Annotated in this window: 19 protein-coding genes; 2 read left to right on the top strand and 17 right to left on the bottom strand. The window is 64.3% G+C overall.

Translation table 11 applies throughout. The annotated features are described in order from the left end of the window. Window positions 1–6: 6 nt before the first annotated feature. Entirely contained in the window at window positions 7–885 is an 879-nt protein-coding gene (locus ACF8Q6_RS16515; RefSeq protein WP_003256106.1) for a DMT family transporter, read from the bottom strand. Between the two features lie 245 nt (window positions 886–1,130). On the opposite strand from ACF8Q6_RS16515, the gene ACF8Q6_RS16510 reads away from it, so the two are divergent. Continuing rightward, window positions 1,131–1,955 (top strand): aldo/keto reductase, encoded by an 825-nt coding sequence (locus tag ACF8Q6_RS16510; RefSeq protein WP_392490708.1) that lies wholly within the window; start codon window positions 1,131–1,133, stop codon window positions 1,953–1,955. Between the two features lie 30 nt (window positions 1,956–1,985). Here the strand turns inward: ACF8Q6_RS16510 and ACF8Q6_RS16505 are convergent, their stop codons facing one another. The 5 genes from ACF8Q6_RS16505 to ACF8Q6_RS16485 form a co-directional block, all read right to left on the bottom strand. Beyond that, the gene (locus ACF8Q6_RS16505; protein WP_392499118.1) at window positions 1,986–4,082 is read right to left on the bottom strand and encodes a putative bifunctional diguanylate cyclase/phosphodiesterase; all 2,097 of its coding nucleotides are present in this window, start codon (window positions 4,080–4,082) and stop codon (window positions 1,986–1,988) included. 160 nt (window positions 4,083–4,242) lie between these two features. Next, the gene (locus tag ACF8Q6_RS16500) at window positions 4,243–4,737 is read right to left on the bottom strand and encodes a GNAT family N-acetyltransferase (RefSeq protein ID WP_003256109.1); all 495 of its coding nucleotides are present in this window, start codon (window positions 4,735–4,737) and stop codon (window positions 4,243–4,245) included. A gap of 117 nt (window positions 4,738–4,854) precedes the next feature. After that, window positions 4,855–5,790: a catechol 1,2-dioxygenase gene (gene catA / locus ACF8Q6_RS16495; protein ID WP_003256110.1), complete on the bottom strand. Its 936-nt coding sequence runs from the start codon at window positions 5,788–5,790 to the stop codon at window positions 4,855–4,857. Window positions 5,791–5,833: 43 nt separating this feature from the next. Then, a complete protein-coding gene (gene catC, locus ACF8Q6_RS16490) occupies window positions 5,834–6,124 on the bottom strand; it encodes a muconolactone Delta-isomerase (RefSeq protein WP_003256111.1) in 291 nt (96 codons plus the stop codon). Window positions 6,125–6,141: 17 nt separating this feature from the next. Then, complete coding sequence (locus tag ACF8Q6_RS16485; RefSeq protein ID WP_392491652.1) at window positions 6,142–7,263, bottom strand: muconate cycloisomerase family protein; 1,122 nt, start codon at window positions 7,261–7,263, stop codon at window positions 6,142–6,144. A 135-nt stretch (window positions 7,264–7,398) separates the two neighbouring features. Between ACF8Q6_RS16485 and catR the strand changes: the two genes are divergently transcribed. Further along, window positions 7,399–8,271: an HTH-type transcriptional regulator CatR gene (gene catR, locus ACF8Q6_RS16480; RefSeq protein WP_392491653.1), complete on the top strand. Its 873-nt coding sequence runs from the start codon at window positions 7,399–7,401 to the stop codon at window positions 8,269–8,271. A gap of 132 nt (window positions 8,272–8,403) precedes the next feature. Here catR and ACF8Q6_RS16475 read toward each other — a convergent pair whose 3' ends face one another. The 11 genes from ACF8Q6_RS16475 to ACF8Q6_RS16425 all read right to left on the bottom strand — a co-directional run bounded on the left by ACF8Q6_RS16475 (window position 8,404) and on the right by ACF8Q6_RS16425 (window position 22,499). Continuing rightward, window positions 8,404–9,303, bottom strand: coding sequence for a helix-turn-helix transcriptional regulator (locus ACF8Q6_RS16475; protein ID WP_392491654.1), 900 nt, complete (start codon window positions 9,301–9,303; stop codon window positions 8,404–8,406). Beyond that, complete coding sequence (locus ACF8Q6_RS16470; RefSeq protein ID WP_392491656.1) at window positions 9,300–10,712, bottom strand: aminotransferase; 1,413 nt, start codon at window positions 10,710–10,712, stop codon at window positions 9,300–9,302. Before ACF8Q6_RS16470 ends, ACF8Q6_RS16475 begins: the two co-directional genes overlap by 4 nt. 34 nt (window positions 10,713–10,746) lie before the next feature. After that, window positions 10,747–11,850 carry a polyamine ABC transporter substrate-binding protein gene (locus ACF8Q6_RS16465; RefSeq protein ID WP_392491658.1) on the bottom strand — a complete coding sequence of 368 codons (1,104 nt, stop codon included), beginning with the start codon at window positions 11,848–11,850 and terminating at the stop codon, window positions 10,747–10,749. 296 nt (window positions 11,851–12,146) lie between these two features. Further along, window positions 12,147–12,848 (bottom strand): NAD(P)H-dependent oxidoreductase, encoded by a 702-nt coding sequence (locus ACF8Q6_RS16460; protein ID WP_017148265.1) that lies wholly within the window; start codon window positions 12,846–12,848, stop codon window positions 12,147–12,149. Window positions 12,849–12,891: 43 nt separating this feature from the next. Further along, complete coding sequence (locus tag ACF8Q6_RS16455; protein ID WP_392490155.1) at window positions 12,892–14,304, bottom strand: aldehyde dehydrogenase family protein; 1,413 nt, start codon at window positions 14,302–14,304, stop codon at window positions 12,892–12,894. Continuing rightward, window positions 14,297–15,487, bottom strand: coding sequence for a pyridoxal phosphate-dependent aminotransferase (locus ACF8Q6_RS16450; RefSeq protein ID WP_392490154.1), 1,191 nt, complete (start codon window positions 15,485–15,487; stop codon window positions 14,297–14,299). The genes ACF8Q6_RS16455 and ACF8Q6_RS16450 overlap by 8 nt, the downstream gene beginning before the upstream one ends. A gap of 24 nt (window positions 15,488–15,511) precedes the next feature. Next, a complete protein-coding gene (gene alr, locus ACF8Q6_RS16445) occupies window positions 15,512–16,741 on the bottom strand; it encodes an alanine racemase (protein WP_392490153.1) in 1,230 nt (409 codons plus the stop codon). 34 nt (window positions 16,742–16,775) lie between these two features. Further along, complete coding sequence (locus ACF8Q6_RS16440) at window positions 16,776–18,383, bottom strand: 5-guanidino-2-oxopentanoate decarboxylase (protein ID WP_392490152.1); 1,608 nt, start codon at window positions 18,381–18,383, stop codon at window positions 16,776–16,778. Then, window positions 18,376–20,493, bottom strand: coding sequence for an acetate--CoA ligase family protein (locus tag ACF8Q6_RS16435; RefSeq protein ID WP_392490151.1), 2,118 nt, complete (start codon window positions 20,491–20,493; stop codon window positions 18,376–18,378). Before ACF8Q6_RS16435 ends, ACF8Q6_RS16440 begins: the two co-directional genes overlap by 8 nt. 17 nt (window positions 20,494–20,510) lie before the next feature. Further along, window positions 20,511–21,671 (bottom strand): acyl-CoA dehydrogenase family protein, encoded by a 1,161-nt coding sequence (locus tag ACF8Q6_RS16430; RefSeq protein WP_392490150.1) that lies wholly within the window; start codon window positions 21,669–21,671, stop codon window positions 20,511–20,513. A 33-nt stretch (window positions 21,672–21,704) separates the two neighbouring features. Beyond that, a complete protein-coding gene (locus tag ACF8Q6_RS16425; RefSeq protein WP_014756237.1) occupies window positions 21,705–22,499 on the bottom strand; it encodes an enoyl-CoA hydratase/isomerase family protein in 795 nt (264 codons plus the stop codon). Window positions 22,500–22,741 lie beyond the last annotated feature (242 nt).

The raw sequence follows: 22,741 nt of genomic DNA, 5'->3' as shown, positions 1-22,741 counted from the left end.
CAGCTGCTATTTGCTGCGCTGCATCCACGCTGCGCCAAGCCCACTGAGGCAGATCACCAAAATCCCCACCAGGCTCAGGGTATCCGGCACCTGGCTGTACACCACGAAGCCAAGCAACCCGGCAAACACGATCTGGCAATAGCTGAACGGCGCCAGCAACGCCGGCGCTGCATGGCGGAAGGCCTGGGTCAGTAGCAGGTGCGCAGTCATGCCAAAGCCGCCCAGTGCCAGCATCAACAGGGCATGGTCCCAGCGCGGCACCTCCCAGAAGAACGGCACCAGGGCACTCATTGCCAAGGTGTTGCACAGCCCCGCGTAGAAGTTGCTGGTGGTCGGGCTGTCATGCGCCGCCAGAATGCGCGTCAGCAACTGATAGAAGCAGAAGCCCAACGCCGAGCCGAACGGATACAGAATGGCCGGGGTAAACATCGCCCCACCCGGGTGCACCACCACCAGCACGCCGATAAAGCCCATGACCACCGCCACCCACTGCCCCACTGTCACTCGCTCTTTGAGCAGCGGCGCCGACAGCGCGGTGACCAGCACCGGGGCAAGGAAGTTGACGGCCGTGGCCTCGGCCAGTGGCAGGTATTGCAAACCGGTCGTGAACAGCAGGCTGGTGCTCAGCAGGCTCAGGGCCCGCAAGGTCTGCAGTACCGGCCGACGTGTGCGCAATACATTGAGCCCAGACTTGGGCAGGAAGATACCGGCCATCAGCAACGTGTGCACCACATAACGCGCCCATACCACCATGACTATCGGGTACAGGCCACCCAGGAATTTGGACAAGGCATCGTGGCTGGCGAACAGGAACGTCGCCACCACCACCAAAGCGATGCCACGCAGGGGTTGGTTGACGCCGGACAGCGGTGTGCTGGAACTCATGGCTCTCTCGATGACGGCGCGGCAACATGCCCCGCCCAAGGAAGACCGCGCAGGCATCGCCTGGCGGATGTAACAGCTGGGATTCTAGAAGAGATGCCGCAGCATAAGGAAGTTCATTTGCCGCTTGCCCCGGCCAAGTGCAATTTCTGTTCGGTGATCGACCACTTTTCACCTTGTAAGCATGGCCCGTGCACTGTCGATCGCCGACCATCGACCGACCCCTGCCCACCCTACAAGGAATTTACATGCAAAGGCTCAGCACCCGCACCGGCCTGGACCTGCCCGCCATCGGCCTGGGCACCTGGCCAATGACCGGCAGTGAATGCACCCAGGCCGTGCGCCAGGCACTGGACGTGGGTTACCGGCATATCGACACTGCCACCGCCTACGAAAACGAAGCAGCCGTTGGCCAGGCGCTGCGCGACAGCGACGTGCCACGCGAGCAGATCCACCTGACCACGAAGGTCTGGTGGGACCGCCTGGAGCCCAACGCCATGCGTCAGTCGCTGGAAGACAGCCTGCGTGCGCTGGGTACCGAACAGGTCGACCTGTTCCACATCCACTGGCCAGGCAAAGACTGGGACCTGGCCCGCAGCATCGACACCTTGGTAGCCCTGCGTGACGAAGGCAAGGCGCGCCACATTGGCGTGGCCAACTTCCCGTTGGGGTTACTGCGCCAGGTGGTGGAAACCCTGGGCGCGCCGTTGTCGGCGATCCAGGTGGAATACCATGTTCTGCTCAGCCAGCAACCGCTACTCGACTTCGCTCGCAGCCATGACCTGTTGCTCACCGCCTACACCCCGCTGGCACGCGGCCAGGCAGCGGCGCAGCCGGTGATCCAGGCGATTGCCCGCAAGCATGGCGTACTGCCCAGCCAGGTCGCGCTGAAATGGCTGCTGGACCAGGACGGCGTGGCGGCGATCCCCAAAGCCAGCAGCCGCGAAAACCAGCTGGCCAACCTGGCTGCGTTGACCGTGCCGCTGGATGACGAAGACCGCGCAGCCATTGCCGGACTGCCGAAAGACCAGCGCGTGGTTAGCCCGCCGTTTGCCCCGGACTGGAACAGCTGAGGCCGCGCCTGCCAGGGGCCGCGCAAACCATTATGCTTGCGTGATGACCTGCTTCAACCGCTCGCTCGCCGGTGCCGGCCGCCCGTAAAAGTAGCCCTGGAAGTGCGAACAGCCTTCCGCCGCGAGCCGGCGCATCTGCTCCTCCGACTCCACGCCTTCGGCCGTGGTCTTGATCATCAGGCTGTTGGACAGCTCGGTAATGGCGCGAATGATCGACATGGCCTCGCGGCTGTCGCACATGTCATGCACGAACGACTTGTCGATCTTGATCCGGTCGAACGGGAACGAACGCAGGTAACCCAACGATGAGTAGCCGGTACCAAAGTCATCCAGTGAAATGGACACGCCCAGGTCTTTCAGCGCGCGCAAGGTGCGCACGTTTTCCTCGCTGTTGCCCAGCAGTACCGACTCGGTAATTTCCAGCTCCAGCCGCTGCGGCGGCAGGCCCGAGTCGGCCAGCGCGAGGGCGACGGTATGCACCAGATCGCCGTTCTTGAACTGCACCGCCGACAGGTTGACCGACACCGTCTGCTCACTGTCCCAACTGGCCGCCTCCTGGCAAGCCAGATTCAGCGCACGGTTGCCCAGCTCGTGGATCAACCCGGTTTCTTCGGCAATGGGGATGAAGTCCATCGGCATGACCATGCCACGGGTCGGGTGTTCCCAGCGCAGCAGCGCCTCATAACCGGTAACGCTGCTGGTCTGATGATCGACTACCGGCTGGTAGTGCAGCTGCAACTGCCCCAGGTGCAGCGCTGTGCGCAGGTCGGTTTCCACCAGGCGGCGCTGACGGGCGGCAACGTCCAGTTCGACATCAAAGCATTCATAACGATTACGGCCGTTACGCTTGGCTTGGTACAGGGCCATGTCGGCGTAACCCAACAGTTGCTCTGCCTGGTCATTGTCATCAGGCGCGATGGCGATGCCGATGCTCACCCCCACTACGAACTGATGCCCTTCGATCTGGAATGGCGGGCTGATGGCCTTGATCAGGCGCTGCGCGGTATTACACGCGGCCTCCCGCCCCTCCAGGCCCGTCAGCACCACGGCGAACTCGTCGCCCCCCAGGCGGGCCAAGGTGTCGTGCTCACGCAGTTCGCGGCGCAGACGCTTGCCCAACTCGCGTAGCAGCTTGTCACCAAAGGCATGGCCAAGGGAGTCGTTGATGTTCTTGAAGTTGTCCAGGTCCAGGCACAGGGCAGCCGTCAGCTTGGCGTTTTCGCTGCCGCGCAACAGGGCCTGGCGTAGCCGTTCGTGGAACAGCGTACGGTTGGGCAGCCCGGTGAGCGCGTCATGGTGCGCCATGTGATGGATCTGCGCATGGGCGGCCAGCTCTTCGGTGGCGTCTTCAGCCACGAACAGCACGTAATCGGCCTGCCCCTCGCGGCTCTGGCTGAGCAGGGTACGGCTGCGCAGGGTGCGAGGGCCACGGGCGGTCTCGACGCGCGTTTCGGCGGCGTGTCCCTTGGTGCTGCGGGCACCCCGCACGAACTGCTGCTCCAGGTAGTCACCGGCAGCCGGCGCCAGGCATTCCTTGGGCAACTGGCCGATCATGCTGCGCTGCGGCCCGCCGAACAGGCGTTCGGCCTGCTGGTTGGCCAACAGGATGCGCTGGCTTTCCAGGTCCTGGACGATGACGCTCGCGGGAATGTTGGCAATCACCGAATCGAGAAACTGCGAAAGCTTGGCCATTTCCTGGCTGTACTGCTCGGCCAGCTCTTTGGCCTGCAGCAGTTCGAGCTCCTGGCGGTGGCGTTCGGAAATGTCGCGGGTGACCTTGGCGAAACCCACCAGTTGCCCGGCATCGTCGTACACCGCTTCGATGACCACATGGGCGTGGAAGACCGTCCCGTCCTTGCGCAGGCGTGCGCCCGTTTCTTCAAAGCGTCCGGTGCTGCGCGCCTGCTCCAGGTTTAGCGCCGGCAACCCGGCTACGCGCTCGGCATCGGTGTAGAACAACGAGTAATGCTGGCCGACGATTTCCTCGGCACGGTACCCCTTGGCGCGCTGGGCGCCGGGGTTCCAGTTGGCGACGATACCTTCAGGGGTGAGCAGGTAGATGGCATAATCCACCACGCTCTGGATCAACAGCCGGTACATGATGTCGGAGTTTGCTGCGAGCGACATGAACTTTACCTGAACCTTCGAAGCGCATGAAAAGGGACCCCGGCAAGCGGCGGCCGGGTCTTGGAAAGCAATGGTGGCATTATGCCGCTCGTGAGCATTTTGTGAAGCACATCACAAAAATGGCGCTATCCCTTATCCGCACCAACGAAAAGGCGCCCCCTCAATGGCGGGTGCCGGTCACCAGGAAATTGAGCAAGTCCGGCTCATCCCCCAAGGCGATAGCCTGCGCCGGCCGCGGCAGGCTCGCCAGCACGGCATTGCAGAAAGCCACGGCGGGCAGATCCTGTGCGTAGCAACGCAGCAGCCAGTCACCCTCGCCACTCAGCAACTGCAACGCCACCGCTTGGCCGATGCCCTGGCGACGGTACTTCTTCAAAATAAACAGGTCGGCAAGTTCCTGCGCATCGATGCCAGGCAGTTCGCTGCGCTCGACCAGGACGAAGCCGGCGATGAATCCGTCCACCAGCACCAGATACGCGCCCCAGCCGTCGTCCTGCCAGTAGCGTTGCAGGTGCTCCTCGTGGATGTAGAAACGGCCATCCGCCTCGACGTCCTCCTGCTCCCAGTCGGAGGACTCGTAGCAATAGAACTGGTAGAGATTGCGGATCAGCGAAGCCTGGTCGAGGGTGGTTGGCAGCAGCGCGATGGGGAGCATGGTGTGGGAGGCCTGAACAAAAAGACGATTCTAGATCACCCGCCCCTGGCGACAAAAAGCCCGGGACCTCCCCGCACGGAAAGCCCCAGGCAAAATCACAGTGACATAACCTTGAACTCAGCCCTCCTGCAACGCCCGCGGCCGATGGCTTCGCGCCTCGGCGTCAGGCGACTTGGCACCCTGTAAGCGGAAGTCGAATGACAACTCGGCAAAGCGCTCTGCTTGCACGCCGCGGTCGCGCGCCGCCGCCGCATCCTCGACAAAACGCAGTTCGCCGATCAGCCCGTCACGGGTGGCATAGGCAAAGTCGTCCCACAGGTACTTGTCGCCCGCAAAGTTGATCTGCGTGGTCAGGTGGCGGTGCCCCGGTGCCGAGATGAAAAAGTGCACGTGCGCCGGGCGCTGGCCATGGCGGCCGAGCAGGTCCAGGCATTCCTGGGTTGGCCCCTGCGGGTCGCAGCCATACCCCGACGGCACGATCGAGCGCGCGCGATAACGGCCCTCGGCATCGGTAATGATACGCCGACGCAGGTTGAACTCGGACTGTGTCGAATCGAAGTACGAATAGGTGCCCTGGGTGTTGGCGTGCCACAGGTCGACGGTGGCACCGGCCAACGGTTTGCCGTCGGCATCGAACACTTGGCCCTGAAGGAACATCACCACGCCTGGGTCAGTGCCGTCGTCCATGCGCACTTCGCCCTCTGCCAGCGGCGCCCCGGCAACGTACAACGGGCCTTCGATGGTGCGCGGGGTGCCGCCGCCAAGGCCGGCTTCGGCATCCTTGGCATCCTGCAGCAGGTCGAGGAAGTGCTCGATGCCCAGGCCAGCAGCCAGCAGGCCTGCCTCGTTACGGCCGCCCAGGCGGTTGAGGTAGTCCACGGCGTGCCAGAACTCGTCCTCGGTGATGTCCAGGTCTTCGACCAGGCGAGCGGTGTCTTGCAGCACACGCAGAATGATCTGCTTGAAGCGCGGGTTTCCTTCGGCATGGTCCAGGCCAGCCACCCGGTTGAAGAAGGCTTGAATGTCGGCAGTGTGGGAAATTTTCACGGTCATCGTGCTTACCTCGTATTGTTCTTGTCAGGCATACAGGTGCGAATCAGCGATCGTCGCTGTGAATAGACGAGGGATGCCGACACAGGCCGTCGACCTCAATGTCCATGTACGGGAACAGCGGCAGCTGCATCAGCGTGTCATGCAACGCCTCGACGCTGGGTACATCGAACACGCTGTAGTTGGCGTAATGCCCGGCAATGCGCCACAGGTGGCGCCAGGTGCCTTCGCGCTGCAGGCGCTGGGCCAGTTCCTTTTCATCGGCCTTGAGCTGGGCGGCCTTGGCCGGGTCCATGTCGACCGGCAGCTTCACGGTCATCTTCACGTGGAACAACATGGTTATCTCCTTGCTTGTCAGCGACGAGCGAAGCGCGCCAGGCGCTTTTCGTCCAACGTCAGGCCCAGGCCTGGGGTATGGGGGATGTGCAGCTGGAAGTCGCGGTATTGCGGCGGCTCGTTGACGATCTCCTCGGTCAGCAGCAGCGGCCCGAACAGCTCTGTACCCCAGGTGAGCTGGCGCAGGGTGAGGAATGCGTGGGCCGAAGCCAGGGTGCCGATCGAACCTTCGAGCATGGTGCCGCCGTACAAGGCAATGCCAGCGGCCTCGGCGATCTGTGCAGTGCGCAGCACCGCGCGCGGGCCACCATTCTTGGCGATTTTCAGGGCGAAGATGCTGGCGGCGCCGTCGGCGGCCAGGCTGAAGGCGTCCTCGACGCTTTCGATCGACTCATCGGCCATGATCGGTGCCGGGCTGCGCTGGTTCAGGCGCACCTGGCCACCGCGGTTGATGCGCGAGATCGGCTGCTCGATCAGGTCGATGCCGTTGTCGCCCAATACCTGGCAGGCGCGGAGGGCCTGGGACTCGTCCCAGTACTGATTGACGTCGACCCGCACGCTGGCGCTGTCACCCAGCTCGCGCTTGATCGCGACCACATGCTTGAGGTCCTGCGCCAGCGGGTTGGCGCCGATTTTCAGCTTGAACACCCGGTGCCGGCGAATGTCCAGCATGTGCTGGGCTTCGGCGATGTCGCGGGCGGTGTCGCCGCTGGCCAGGGTCCAGGCCACCTCCAGGCTGTCACGTACGCGGCCACCCAGCAGTTCGCTGACCGGCAGGCCCAGGCGTTTGCCCTGGGCGTCGAGCAAGGCGCTTTCGATGCCGGACTTGGCGAAGGTGTTGCCCTTGGCCAGCTTGTCCAGCTTGAGCATGGCGGCATTGATGTTGTCTGCCGGCAGGCCGATCAGCGCCGGGGCGAGGTACGCGTCGATGTTCGCCTTGATGCCTTCGGGGCTTTCGTAGCCATACGCCAGGCCACCGATGGTGGTGGCTTCACCGATGCCTTCCACACCATCGCTGCAGCGCAGTCGCAATACCACCAGGGTCTGCTGCTGCATGGTGTGCATCGCCAGCTTGTGCGGGCGAATGGTCGGGAGATCGACGATAATTGCATCTATGTGTTCAATCAGCGCGCTTGTCATTGTTGCCAGGTCCCGTCAGGTCGGGCTTACAGTCGTAGGCCCGAGTGATGCGTTTACTTGATAGTTGAAGGATTGCGCGAGACCCTGACGACCGTCCAATATCAAATGAATCTCCCACCATACCCTGGAGGTCTGATGGAGCTGCGCCACCTGCGTTACTTCAAAGTCTTGGCCGAGACCCTGAACTTCACCCGCGCCGCCGAGCTGCTGCACATCGCCCAGCCACCCCTGAGCCGGCAGATCAGCCAGCTGGAGGACCAGCTCGGCACCCTGCTGGTGGTGCGCGAACGTCCGCTGCGGCTGACCGAAGCCGGCCGCTTCTTCTACGAGCAGACCTGCACCGTGCTGCAGCAGTTGCAGAACATCAGCGACAACACCCGCCGCATCGGCCAGGGCCAGCGCCAGTGGCTGGGCATCGGTTTTGCGCCCTCGACGCTGTACACCGTGCTGCCGGAGCTGATCCGCGAACTGCGCCAGGACAGCGAGCTGGAACTGGGCCTGAACGAGATGACCACACTGCAACAGGTGGAGGCGCTGAAAAGCGGGCGTATCGACATTGGCTTCGGCCGCATTCGCATCGACGACCCGGTGATTCACCAGCAGGTGCTGTGCGAGGACCCGCTGGTGGCCGTGCTGCCCAAGGGCCACCCCCTGGCGGGCAGCCCGCTCAGTCTGGCCCAGCTGGCTGGCGAAGCGTTCATCCTCTACCCGGCCAATCCCCGGCCCAGCTATGCCGACCACGTGCTGGCGCTGTTCGCCCACCACGGCATGAGCATTCGTGTCAGCCAATGGGCCAACGAACTGCAGACCGCCATCGGCCTGGTAGCGGTTGGCGTCGGCGTGACTCTGGTGCCGGCATCGGTACAGCAGCAGCACCGTACCGATATCGAGTATGTCGGCCTGCTTGATAGCGGCGCCGTCAGCCCCATCATCCTCAGCCGGCGCAAAGGTGATGTGAGCCCGATCGTGCAGCGGTGCCTGGCGTTGATCGAGCAACAGGCCCTATGAACACACCATGCCCACAGGGGCTGTATAGCCCTGCCCTATTGGCTATGCCGGCCCCGTATACCCATCGGTATAGGGATGTTCCCATTGAGCTGTTTCATGCTGCGACACGCGAATCGCCAGGGCTCAAGACAGTCAATCTAAAATCATCGGCAAATGATCACCGCGTAACCAGTCGATAAACCGTGCAAACAACTCCGATTGCGAGTTGATCTCAAGCTTCATGTACAGGTTCTTGCGGTGCATGCGCACGGTCTCCGGCGAGATACCCAGCTCCTGCGCAGTAGATTTCACCGAGTGCCCGCGCAGGATCATGTGCGCCACTTCCCGCTCGCGGTCGGTCAGCACCTGGCAGCCAAAGCTGTCGAACGCTGCCTGCAGGCTGCCGCGCTCGGTTGATGCAGCGCCCGGTTCCAGCTTGTGCCGGGCATAGCGCCCCAGCAATTCGCGCACCATCGGCTCCAGCGCACGCAACAGGTCGACCTGCCCGGCGCTCAGGCGCGTGCCGCTGCAGCCCTGGAACAGGCTCAGCGACAGCTTGCGGCCTGCGCTGAGGTCGACGATGTAGTAGCTGTCTTCACTGCAACCTGTACCCAGGTAATAAGCCTTGTAGTAGTCGCTGTCGAAGAAGTTGTCGGGGGCGATTTCCTGCAGGTGGTAGAAGCCTTCGGCCAGGCCGCTTTGCACGGCAAGGCAGAAAGGGTCCAGCAGGTAGCCGGCGCTGAAATAGCGCTCCAGCACGGCGGCCCGATGCCGTTCGGGAATGCCTTGCTGGTACAGCAACTGCGGTGCCCGCCCCTGGCACTCAAGGCTGATCATCATTGACTCCACCTGCACCAACTGGCCGATGGCAGCGGCCACATACTCCAGCGCCTCGGGGGTTTCGCCATGGGCCAGGGCGCGCTGCAACGCCACGTGCCACTGCTGCAGCGCGCCCATTGTGAGGGTAAGCGGGGTATCGGGGGAGGCCTGGGTCATGCCCGGCAGTCTAGCCTGCCAGGCACGCCCGCGCACAGCCCTTTGCGCCAGGTTCATCGGCCTTGGTACAGGCCAAGCGCCGTGAGTTCACGCGCGGTTTCGAGGATGCACTGGCGCAGGGTCTCGACGATCTCGTCCACCTGCGCATGGGTGATGATCAACGGTGGCGACATCACGTTCAGGTGCATGATCGGGCGCACCAGCAACCCTTTTTCCTGCGCCTTGCTGTGGATGCGTTCGCCGATGTTCACCTCATCGGCGAACAGTGCCTTGCTGGCCTTGTTGGCGACGAACTCGACACAGGCCATCAGCTTCATGCAGCGCACATCCCCCACCAGCGGCAGATCGCGCAGGCTCTGCAAGCGTTGCTCAAGGTAACCCCCCACGTCGTTGACATGATCGAGCAGTTGCTCGCGCTCGATGATCTCGATGTTCTTCAGCGCCGCCGTGCAGCACACCGGGTGGCCGCTGTAGGTAAACCCGTGGGTAAAGCAACGACCCTTGCCTGGCTCGGCAATCACTTGCCAGATGCGCTCGGAAAAAATACACGCGCCCAGCGGCAGGTACGCCGAGGTCAGGCCTTTGGCGGTGGTGATGATGTCTGGGGTGACGCCAAACAGTTCCTCGCTGGCGAAGAAGGTGCCCAGGCGCCCGAACGAGGTCACCACTTCGTCGGCGACGAACAGGATGTCGTAGGTCTGGCACAGCTGCCACATGCGCTGGAAGTAGCCCTCGGGCGGAATGATCACCCCGCCCGAGCCCATGATCGGCTCGGCGAAGAACGCCGCCACGTTGTCGGCACCCAGCGACAGGATCTTGTCCTCGAACTCGGCCACCAGGTAGTCGAGGAGTTCGGCCTCGTCCATGTCGTGCGGGGCACGGTACGGGTTGGGGTTGGAGACGTGGTGGATCAGGTCGTGGTGATAGTCGAACTCCGGCACCCGGTCGGCGGCCTTGTTGCCGATCGACATGGTCAGGGTGGTAGAGCCGTGGTAGGCGTTGTAGCGGGCGATGATGTGCTTCTTGTGTGGCTTGCCGCGGCAGTTCTGGTAGTACTGGATCAGCCGGTAGGCGGTGTCGACAGCGGTCGAGCCGCCGGTGGTGAGGAACACATGGTTCAAGTCGCCCGGCGCCAGCTGCGCAAGCTTCTGGCACAGTTCGATGGCCACGTCGTTGGCCATGTCGGAGAACGGGTTGGAATACGCCAGCTGGCGCACCTGGTCTGCGATGGCCAGGGCCATTTCCTCGCGGCCCAGGCCGATGTTGGTGCACCACATGCCGCCGACGGCATCAAGGAAGCGGTTGCCGTGGGTGTCACGAATGTAGGCGCCCTCACCGGCGACGATGTTCAACGCACCTTGCTCGCGGTGCTCGTCGAACACATGGTAGCCGTGCATGTAGTGGGCCTTGTCGGCCTCCACCAGCGGGTCGTGGGCGATAGCGAATGCTTTGCTTGGGGTGGCCATGGGCAGCTCCTTGGCGAGAATGTTTGGGCAGTGTTCAGAAACCGGTCTTGACCGTGCTCCAGACCCGGGTGATGGCGCGCATGTCCTTGGGGCTCTGGGTTTTCTGCGCGAACAGGCGCTCACGGGTTTGTGCGTCGGGGTAGATGGCCGGGTCCTGGCGGATGTCGTCACGCACCAGCGCGGTGGCGGCGGCGTTGCTGTTGGCGTAGTGGATGTAGTCAGTGACCTTGGCCATGGTCTGCGGCTGCAGCAGAAACTCGATGAAGCGGTGGGCGTTGGCCGCGTGCGGCGCATCCTTGGGGATGTACAGGTTGTCGAACCAGATCAGCGAACCTTCCTGGGGGATGAAGAACGACAGTTTGATGTCCTTCTTCGCTTCCACCGCGCGGGCCTGGGCGGTGGCGTAGTCACCGGACCAGGTCAGCGCCAGGCAGACATCGCCGTTGGGCAGGCTGGTGAGGTAATTCACCGAATCGAACTTGCGAATGTAGGGGCGGATACCCAGCAGCAGTTGCTCGGCCGCCTTGAGGTCGGCAGGCGACGCGCTGCGCGGGTCCTTGCCCAGGTACTGCAGGGCCAGCGGAATGACCTCAGTGGGCGCGTCCATCAGGGTGACGCCGCAGTCGGCGAAGCGCGAGACGATCTTAGGGTCGAACAGCATGGCCAGCGAACCGATCGGCGCGTCGGGCATGCGCGCGGTGATCTTGTCGACGTTGTAGGTTACCCCCGAGCTGCCCCAGGTGTAGGGCGCCGAGTACTTCAGGCCAGGGTCGTAGCCCTGCAGATTGTTGACCACCTGCTGATCGAGGTTTTGCCAGCTAGGGAGTTGCTGCTTGTCCAGTGCCTGGAACACGCCGGCGCTGATCAGCGGGGGGACCAGCGAGGCGTTGAGCATGACCAGATCGTAGCCGGAACGGCCGGTGAGCAGTTTGGTCTGCACGGTTTCGTAGCCATCGAAGGTGTCGTAGATGACCTTGATGCCGGTGGCCTTCTCGAAGTCGGCCAGGGTGGTTTCACCGATGTAGTCGGTCCAGTTGTACAACCGTAACGTGTTAGCGCTGTCCACCTCTGCCGCCTGGGCCAGGCTGGCGCCAGACGCCAGCAGCAGACCGCCAATCACCTTCAGTACCTTGCGCATGGCAACTCCATCGTGTGAGTGCTCCGGATCGAGCCGATGGGTTCACTATCGGTGGATTTGCCCAGGGGTGACATACCCCGAATGTGTGGGTGGTCGCTTTTTGGCAGGTGGCGCTGGAAGGTTTGCAGAACATCGTATGCCGACAAAATGTTGGGGCTGCTTTGCAGCCCTTTCGCGACACAAGGCCGCTCCCACAAGGACGGCGCAGCCTTCGAAGCTGGCGGTAATCCTGTGGGAGCGGCCTTGTGTCGCGAAAGGGCCGCAACGCGGCCCCAGTGCTCAGTACAGGAGAAAGGTCACGTCAGCGGGTACAACGCTTCATCGAACTGCGCCAGGCGCGGGAACACCAGTGGCTGGTCGTCCGAGAGCTGCTCCAGACGCTGCCGGTATTGCTGCAGAAAGTCCTGCCGCGCAGCAGCACTGATGTAAGGCACATGCCACGCCACGAACGGCGGCAGCACCTCGAACCCGACATAGGCCAGCGTGCCCCGCAGGATCGGCCGCAGCATGTCTTCCAGCGGCCCGTGAATCGCGCCATCGCCAAACATGTGCTCGCGCCCGCCCAGGGTCACGGTCACCAGCGCCCTCTTGCCGGCCAAGCCGCCCTGGTCGTAGAAGCGCTTGCCGCCATAGCACACCCCCGACACCAGCACCCGGTCGATCCAGCCCTTGAGCATGGCCGGGGCCGAGAACCAGAAGATCGGGAAGTTCAACACCAGCAGATCGGCCCACAACAGCTTGTCCAGCTCCTGCTGGATATCTGCGGCAATGGCACCGCGCTTGACGCCCTGACGCTGCTCCAGCGCATACACGAGGTACTCGGGGTTCTCGCGCTGGGTAAAGTCATCGGCACTGGCCACCGGGTTCCAGCCCATGGCGTACAAGTCACTGACCTGCACCTGATGACCTTGGGCACGGAAGGTTTCCACAGCCTGATCTCGCAGGGCAGCGGTGAACGATTGCGGTTCGGGGTGAGCGTGGACGATCAGTACATTCACAAACATTCTCCTTACACAAAACAAGTTGTGCTGCAGCGGTGGCTCAGCACTGTACGGCTTTCACCTCGACGAACTCCGCCAGGCCTTCCTCGCCCCACTCACGGCCGTTGCCCGACTGCTTGTAGCCCCCGAACGGTGCCTGGTAGTTGAACGCGCCACCGTTGATGAAGCACTGCCCGGCCCGTATCTCCCGCGCCAGAGCCAGGCCCTGCTCGCGGCTGCCGGCCCACACTGCACTGGACAAGCCAAATGGCGAGTCATTGGCCAGGGCCAGTGCCTGGGCTTCATCGGCATACGGGATCAGGCACAGGACCGGGCCAAAGATTTCCTCCTGGGCGATGCGCATGCGGTTGTCGACGTCGGCGAACAATGTCGGCGCCACGTAGAACCCGCGCTCGATGCCGCCGTGATCACCGCCGCACAACACCCGCGCGCCTTCCTCCTGACCCAGGCGGACATAGTCAAGCACCGTGCGCCGCTGGCCTGCAGAACACATTGGCCCAAGGAAGCTGGCCGGGTCACGCGGGTCGCCCATGACCAATGCACGGGTCTCGGCCTGGGCAATGTCCAGCGCCTCGGCATAGCGGCTGGCCGGCAGCAGCATGCGGGTCAGCGCCGTGCAGGTCTGCCCCGAGTTGATCATCACGTCCTGCACGCCATGGCGCACCGCAGCCTGCAGGTCAGCGTCGGCGGTAATCAGCAGCGGCGACTTGCCGCCCAGTTCCAGGCATACCCGCTTTACCGTCGGTGCTGCTGCCTGCGACACCCTGACCCCGGCGCCGGTGGAACCGGTAAACGACACCATGTCCACCTGCGGGTGCCGGGCCAGCGCCTCGCCGACCTTGGCCCCCGGGCCGCTGACCAGGTTGAACACACCCGCCGGCAGGCCAATGGCCTCGATCATATCGGCCAGCAGGAACGCGTGCAGCGGTGTTTCCTGGCTGGGCTTGACCACCACCGTACAACCCGCGGCCAGGGCTGGCCCCAGCTTGCCGATCATCTGGTGCAGCGGGTAGTTCCACGGGTTGATGAATGCGCACACGCCAACAGCATCGCGGTACACCAACGAGTTGCCGACTTCGCGCACCTCGTCCATCAGCCCGGCCAGTTCGGCGTATTGCTCCAACCCGGCAATCGGGCCTTCGACTTGCACCGCCTGGCACCACTGCACCGGCATGCCCAACTCGTCGGTGATGACCGCTGCCATTTCCGCCACACGGTTTTTCAGCTGCGTGGCCAATGCCCGGATGTACCCTGCGCGTACGCTGGAAGGTGCGCGCGACCAGCTATGGAAGGCCCTGCGCGCCGCCATCACCGCCCGTTCGACATCGGCCTCGTCCCCCAGCGGCACACGGCCGATGGCCTGCTCGCTGGCGGGGTCGATCACCTCGGCCATGCCCTGCCCGCTCGGCACCTGCCAGGCCCCGTCGATGTACAGCCGTGCATACTCACGCATCGGTCTGCCCCTGCATCAGCTCGCCGGCGCAGCGGGCGATGCGCTGGCAGGCATCGGCCAGCGCCTCATTGCCCAGCACCAGGCCCAGGCGGATATGCCCGGCAGCGCTCGGGCCGAATGCCTCGCCGGCGAGCACCGACACGCCTTGGCTGTCCAACAGGTAGTCGGCGAAAGCCTGGGCGCTAAGGCCGGTTTCACGGATGTCGACCATCACGAACATGCCACCATCGGGCTTCAATGCCTTGAGGCCCGGGCAGCCGGCCAGCTGCTCGCACACCAGATCGCGCCGCTCGCGGTAGGCTTCGCGCATGGCGTCCAGCTCGGGCAACGGCTGCTCCAGCGCCACCACGGCGGCATCCTGGACGAAGTCCGGCAAGCCGTAGAGCATGCACAGGGCGAGGTTTTCCAGATGCGTGGCCAGTGCTGTCGAGCTGACCACCCACCCCATGCGCCAGCCGGTCATGGCATGCGATTTGGACAGGCTGTTCAACGTTGCAGTGCGCTCGGCCATGCCCGGCAGGCTGCCGGGGCTGACATGCTCGCCTTCATACAGCAGCTCGCTGTAGACCTCGTCAGAGATCAGCCACAGATCATGGGCAATGCACAGTTCGGCCAGCGCCTCCCAGGTGGCGCGCGGCAGGCTCGCCCCCGAAGGGTTGTGCGGGCTGTTCAGCGCCAAGGCGCGGGTGCGAGGGGTAATGCGCTCGGCGACGTCACGCGGGCACACGCGAAAGCCATTCTCGGGCTTGACCGGTACCGGTACCACCTTGGCGCCACAGGCGCCGAACACGGCCTCGTAAGTGACATACATCGGTTCGGCAACGATCACCTCATCGCCTGGGTCGAGTATGCACTGGGCCACGCAGAACAGCGCGCACTGGGCGCCCGCCAGCACGGTCACCTGGTCGACGCTCACCGCCTGGCCACTGCGCTGCCGGTGACGGTTGGCGATGGCCTGGCGCAGCGCCAGCTTGCCGCGTATATCGGCGTAATGGGTATGGCCAGCGCGCAGGCTGTCGATGGCCGCCTCGACGATAGGCGCGGGGGTGTCGAAGTCCGGGTCACCCACCGACAGCAGCAGGATGTCCTTGCCCTCGGCCTGCAGCGCAAGGGCGCGGTAGTGGATGTCCCAGGCCGCAGCCCCGTCGCCGGCGATGCGTTGGGTGAGCTTGGCGTAGCGCATGGCAATCTCCCTTCTTTGGCGGTTTCAGTCGACGAGGATCTTCGGGTTGGAACTGCCCCACACGGTGTACAGGTCGGCGAGCAACGCGCCGTTGATTTCTTCCATCTCGGCCTGGGTAATTTCGCCCCCGGCCTGCTTGCCGAACAGCACCACTTCGTTGCCCCCCTTCACATCAGGGAAGTCGGTGACATCGACCATCAGCGTGTTCATCGACACCTTGCCCACCACCGGCACACGGTGGCCGTTGATCAGCACATGGCCCTTGTTGGTGAATACCCGGCGGTAGCCGTCGGAGTACCCGACCGTAATGTTGGCCAGACGCGAATCACGGGCCAGGGTGACGGTGCGGTCATAGCCCACGGTGTTGCCAGCCGGATAGCTGTGCACCGCAGCCACGTGCGATTTGAACTGCATCGCACGCTTGTACTCGGTGCGCGCCGGCAGGGTGTCGCCGAACAGCGCGCCCCCCGTTCGTACCATGTCCAGGCGCGCTTCCGGCACCTCCAGCGTAGCGAACGAGTTGGCGGCGTGCAGGGTGAGCTTGCTGCGGTCGAGCTTCGCGTGCTTGATCAACCAGTCGGTCTGCTCGTTGAAGGCCGCCAGGCCCTTGCGGACATCGTCCTTGTCTTCGACGGCGAAGTGGGTCATCAGCGCGACCAGCTTGAGGTGCTTCTGGTCGGTAATCTGCAGCGCTTCGCCACGGCCGGACCAGGTGGCCATCTCCACCCCGTTGCGGCTCATGCCGCTGGAGTTGAGCGCCATGTGAATGCGCAAGGTCTTGCCATGGCGCGCGGCGATGGCATCGGCCTGGCGGGCAAATTCCGCGCTGCCCACCAGCTCTTCCATGTCGTACTGCAAGCCATCTTCCAGCTCGCTGAGGCTGGCCAGGCGTACCCGCACCAGTTGCCCGGTGAAGCCACTGGCGCGGACCACGCGGGCCTCCTCGTTGCTGGCCACCGCCACGCAGGGCACGCCCTGGGCGATGATCGATGGCATTACCAGGCCGATACCGTGGCCATAGGCATCGGCCTTGAGCACGGCGCACAGCTTGGACTTGCCGGCCAGCTCGGCCTGCAGCGTGCGGATGTTGTGCTGCAGGGCGCTGGCGCTGACTTCGACCCAGGCATTGCTGTTTTGCGCGGTCAGGGCGTTGGTACCGTTGTCCATCGACAGCGGGGGGGCGGCATACAGTGGGGCTTGGCCGGTGATCAGCAGGGCGAGGGATGCGGCCAGAAGTGTACGGCGAAATGGCATGTGGGTTTCTCTTGTTCTTTTGGTTGTTCGCGGCTTAACAGACGCAGGTGTGTTTGAGTTCGATGAAGGTCACGCCGGGTGTGGCGAAACCGCTGGCCAAGTCGGCCTGCAGCGCGTCCAGATCACGCGGCTGGCGCACCGCGCAACCAAAGGCACGGGCCAGGCCGATGAAGTCCGGGTTACGCGGCAGCACGCCGACCGGCTCGATGTTCAGGCCGAGCATGTCATCGCGGATCTGCCCGAGGGCGTCGTTGTTCCACAGCAGCACCACCATCGGCCGGTCCAGTTCCTCTACAGCCGTGGCCAGCTCCTGGGCGGTATAAAGGAAACCGCCGTCGCCCACCAGCACCAGGCCTGGGCGATGGTCGGTGGCAAGCATGCCGCCAATACCGGCCGGCAGGCCATAGCCGAGTGTGCCGTAGCCGGTAGGATGCAGCCAGCTGCGCGGCGCCCGGCTGGCGAAGGCGTAGTTGCCGGTGTAGGCCAGTTGGGTCATGTCGCTGCTGATGAACGCATCGTCGGGCAGCACGGCGGCAATGCGGTCAAGAATCGCCTGATGGGTGGCCTGCAACGGTGCATGCCCATGACGAATGGCCTGGCGCAGGTCGCTCACCGCTTCGCTGGCCTGAGCAGGGTCTCGGTCGAGTGCAGGCAGGTGTTCGAGCAAACCGTCCACGGTTTGCCGAGCATCGCCCTGCAGGGCTATGGCACAGGGGTAGAAATCGTTGAACTTGCGCGGGTCGATGTCCACGCGCAGCAGCTCACCGCGGATCGGCAGGCGCTCGCGCCAGAAGTCGGTGTCGGCCATTTCGGTGCCCACGGCAAGCACCACATCAGCCTGGCTGATCAGCTGCCAGCCGGGTTCGACGCACAGGCTGGCGCCAGCATTGAGTGGCGCGTCTGGTGGCAGCACGCCCTTGCCGGCCACGCTGGTGAACAGTGGCGCTGCCAGCCGTGTACTGAGTTGCTGCAACTGCTCAGCCGCGTGCAACGCGCCACCCCCGGCAATGATCATCGGCCGCTGGGCGGCGGCAAGCTTCAGGGCAGCCTGCTCGAGGGTTTCGCGGCACGGCTGGCCACGCCCAGGACGGCGTACCACCTCGTCGCTCCAGTCCCGGCTGACCGATGCCGCCAGCACGTCCAGGGGCACCGAAATGTGCACCGGGCGCGGTCGTTCGCTGTCGAACACTGCCCAGGCGCGCGCGATCAGCTCGGGCAAGTCGTCGCCCTGCAGGGCCACCGCAGAAAACGCCGTGATGGGCGCAGTCATGGCGCGCTGATCCTGGGTTTCATGCAGGCAGCCCCAGCCCTTGCCCAGGCTGGCGGTGTGGTTGACGCTGGAAATCACCAGCATCGGCACCGAGTCGGCATAGGCTTGGCCGATGGGGGTGGCGACGTTGGTCACGCCTGGGCCGGTAATGACGAAGCACACCCCCGGCTTGCCACTGACCCGCGCATAGCCGTCGGCCATGAAGCCGGCGCCCTGCTCGTGGCGGGTCAGTACATGGCGAATGCCACTGCCCGGCAGGCCACGGTACAGCTCCAGGGTGTGCACCCCAGGGATGCCGAACACGGTCTCCACGCCGTAGTTGGCCAACAACCGCACCAGCGCCTGGCCGGCCGTCAGGGTAAGGTCATTCATGTCGTTCTCCTTGCGCCTGGCCGAGGCGGATCAGCGCGTCGACCGCGGTGGTGCCGTGGGCACCGACCATCAATGGGTTCACATCCAGCTCCAGCAACTGCCCGGCGTTTTCGCAGGCGTAATCGGCGACTGCGCGGATGGCCGAGACCAAGGCATCGAGGTTGGCGGCCGGGCGGCCACGGAAACCTTGCAGCAGGTTGGCACTGCGCAGGTTCAGCAGTGCGGCGCGGATGGCGCTGTCGGTGGTGGGCAACAACAGGCTGACACTGTCCTTGAGCAGTTCGACCAGCACGCCGCCGGCACCGATCACCAAGGCCAGGGCAAAGTCGTGTTCACGTTTGATGCCCACTATCAGCTCGGCCAGCGGCGGCTCGGCCATGGGTTCGAGCAGTACCTGGTCGAACGCGACGTGCGGGGCGTAGGCAGCGATGCGCTGGCGCATCTGCAACAGTGCAGCTTCCAGGGCGGCGGCATCACGCAGGTTCAGCGCCACCGCACCGGCTTCGGTCTTGTGCGGCAGCTGTGCGCTGACCGCCTTCAGTACCAGCGGGTATCCCACGCAGGCGGCGTCTGCCACAGCGCGTTCTGGCGTACTCAGCACGCCCGCAGGCACGGGCAGACCGAAGGCGCGCAGGGCCTGCTTGGATTGCCATTCGTCCAACAGTTGGCTTTCGCCCGTGAGGGCCTGCGGGCACAGCGGTACCCGCGCAGCCTCGCCCTGGTCCAGCAACCGCTGGCGGTTCCTTTGGTAAGCGACGATGCGCCCCCAGGCCGCCAGGCCATCTTCCACGCCCTGCAGGGCTGCGATGCCCCGCGCATGCAGGCGCTCACGCGCACTGGCAGGCAACAGTTCCGGGAAAGCCGAGGTGACGAAGCCGATCTTGCCGTGGCGTTCAACGGCATCGCAGTACAGCCCCAGCAGCAGGTCACATTCCTTGCGCTCGCCGGTGAACGCCGCCGGGTAGTCCAGCACCAGCATCGCCGCGCCCGCGCCGCCGCTCAGGGTACTGTCGAGCATGCGTTGCAGGGCGGCCTCATCGCCCCAGATGGCTGTGGTGAAGTCCAGTGGGTTGACCAGGTTGGCATAGCCCGGCAACACCTCGGCCAGTGCCGCCACCTGCCCTTGCTCGAGCTTCGGCAGTTGCAGATGGTGGCGTTCGGCATAGTCGGCAATCAGGCCGGCATCGCCGCCTGAGCAGGCCAGCGCAATCAGCTCGCCATCTGCCGGCAAGCGTCCGCAGGCTGCGGCCTTGAGCGTTTCGACAAAGCTCACCGGGCCGCTGACACGGATCACGCCCAGGCGCTGGAACAGGCTGTCGTACAACGCATCGGAGCCGGACAACGAGCTGGTGTGGCTGAGCGCCAGTTCAGCGCCGATCTGCGAAACGCCCGTCTTCAGGGCAATGATCGGCGTACCCTGCTGCAATGCCTTGTAGGCGGCGCGTGCAAAGCCCGGCACGTTCTTCAAGCCTTCCAGGTGCAACCCGATGGCGGTTACCCGTGGGTCGTCGAGCAGCACATCCATCAGCTCGGCCACACCCAGTTGCGCCTGGTTGCCGACCGAGGCCATGTAGGCCACCGGCAGCGAGCGGTCGCTCATGGACAGGTTGTAGGCAAAGTTGCCGCTCTGGGTGAGGATCGCCACGCCCTTCTCCACCTGCTCGCCGCCATGGGCCACCGGCCAAAGGGCTGCACCGTGCAGGTAGTCGAGCAGGCCATAGCAGTTGGGGCCGAGCAGGGCCATGTTGCCGGCCGCAGCGAGCAGGCGCTGCTGCAACTCGCAGCCCTCTTCGCCGCTTTCGGCAAAGCCGGAGGCATAGCAGATGGCGCCACCGGCACCACGCGCGGCCAGCTCGGCAACGCACTGCAAGGTCAGCTCACGGTTGGTGGCAATGAACACCGCGTCCGGGGCATAGGGCAAGTCGGCCACCTGTGCCACACAGGGGATGCCCTCGAGGCTTTCATGCTGCGGGTTGACCAGCCACAGCTCACCGCCAAAGCCGCCTTCGGCGCAGCGCTTGAGCGCCCGCGCCATGCTGCGCCCGCCAACGAAGGCCAGGTGCCGGGGCGCCAGCAGGCGTTTGAGGTTGTCACGAATCGATTGCGACATGGGTGTTCTCCTGGCGCTCAGCGCAGCAGCGGGCGCAGCAGTTCGCGGGCGATGATGTGCCGTTGAATTTCCGAAGTACCCTCCCAGATGCGCTCGATACGCGCGTTGCGCCAAATGCGCTCAACCGGCCCTTCATCCATCAGGCCCATGCCACCGAAGATCTGCACGGCTTCGTCGGCGACCTTGCCCAGCACTTCGCTGGCAAACAGCTTGGCCATGCCGGCCTCACCGTCGGTCATGTTGTCCTGGTCCATCTTCCAGGCGGTGTGCAGGGTGAGCATCTCTGCGGCGCGGATCTGCGTGGCCATATCGGCCAGCTTGAACGACACCCCCTGGTAGCTGCCGATGGCCTGGCCGAACTGCTTGCGGTCGGCGGCCCATTGCAGTGACAGGTCGAGGGCGCGCTGGGCCTGGCCCACGCAGTTGGCGGCGACCATCACCCGGCCGGCGGTAAGCCAGGCATTGGCCACTTCCCAACCTTTGCCCACTTCGCCCAGCACCTTGCTGGCCGGCACCCGGCAGTCGTCGAAGAACAGCTCGTAGGTGTGATAACCACGGTTGCTCACGCACTTGGGACCACGGCGGATGGTCATGCCCGGCGTACCCCGGTCGACCAGCAAGGCGGTGACCGCATTGCGCTTGCGCCCGTTGTGCTCGTAGGTGTCGGTGACCGCGAAGACGATGGCAAAATCGGCGTGGCCGGCGTGGCTGATGAAGTGCTTGCTGCCGTTGATGACAAAGTCATCGCCCTGGCGCACGGCGCGGGTCTTGATGGCGTTGGCATCGGAACCGGCGCCCGGTTCGGTGAGGGCAAAGCAGTCGGTTTTCTCGCCCTGCACACAAGGCAGCAAGTAGTCGTTGATCTGCTCGTCCTTGCAGGCCATGAGGATTTTCGACGGCCGTGCAACGAAGACATGCAGCGCCCAGGACACCTTGGACAGCTCACGTTCGATCAGCGCCTGGGACAGGTAGTCCAGGCCGCCCCCTCCCACTTCCTCGGGCATGTTGAAGGCATAGAAGCCGGCAGCGATGGCTTTGCCACGGATCTGCGCGGCCAGTTCGGGTGACACAGCGTCGGCGCGGTCCACCGCTTCCTCATGGGGCAGCAGCTCCTTGGCAACAAAGCTGCGTACCGCTTCCACCAACATTTCTTGTTCTTGGGTCAGTTGGAAATTCATCTGCGAAGGTCCTGATGAGGGTCGGGTATCGGATTACTGGCCGGTAAAACGGGGGGCGCGGCGTTCAACCGAGGCTTGCAGGGCCTCGGCGCCATCCTGGCTGCGGCCGCACAGCAGGCCGGCGTGGCGCTCGGCCTCCAGCTGCTCGGCCAGGGTGCGCCGGGCGCCGTCGCGGATCAGCTGCTTGGTCTGCGCATAGGCGAACGTCGGGCCATTGGCCAGGCGCCCGGCCAGTTCGGCGGCAACGGCAGGCAACTGCTCGTCGGCGCAGACTTCGCTGACCAACCCAGCCGCCAGGGCACGCTCGGCGCCCCACAGTTCATCGAGGAACAACAAGCGCTTGGCCTGCTCGCTGCCGATCAGACGTGGCAGGTGCCAGCTGGCGCCGGCATCGGGGCTGTAGCCCATGCTGGTGTAGCCGGCCTTGAAGCGCGCCGAGGCGGCGGCGATGCGCAGGTCGCAGCACAGGCTAAGGTCCATGCCACCGCCCACGGCGGTGCCGTTGATGGCGGCGATGGTGGGTTTGTCGAGGCTGTGCAGGCGCAACATCAGGGCATGGGCAGTTTCGGTCCAGCCATAGCTTTCCAGGGTGCCGGCAGCTTCGGCGGCAGCCCATTCGGCCAGGTCGGCGCCAGCGCAGAAGCTGCGGCCGCTGCCGGTCAGCACCACCACGCGTACGGCGGGGTCGTCGGCATGGCTGTCGAGCAAGGCGTGCAGTTGCTTGAGGGTGGGAATGTCCAGCGCGTTGCGCTGCTCGGGGCGGTTGAGGGTGATCCAGGCAACGCCAGCTTCGACCTTGCTCAACAGTGACGACGACGGGGTAGTCATGGGGGCCTCGGTGTTGTTGTGATGGTTTTGGAGGGCTTGACGAGAAAGATACTAAACGAGTGTTCAACAAGACGGCAATTGGCGGAAAAATGGCCTGTAACATCACTCGAAAACAACCTAACCTATTGTTTCAATAGTGATTTTTTTAACCTTTAGAGGGTTAAATCCGAGGTAGTTGTTACAACTTTGTACAACTGTGGGATTGCCGGGGGCGCTTTGCGCCCCTTTCGCGACACAAGGCC

Source organism: Pseudomonas sp. GLN_2, assembly GCF_043106005.1.
In the GTDB taxonomy this organism is placed as follows: Bacteria; Pseudomonadota; Gammaproteobacteria; order Pseudomonadales; family Pseudomonadaceae; genus Aquipseudomonas; species Aquipseudomonas alloputida.
Note: the sequence above shows the minus strand (reverse complement) of the source record. Positions and strands in the feature narration are given on the sequence as shown.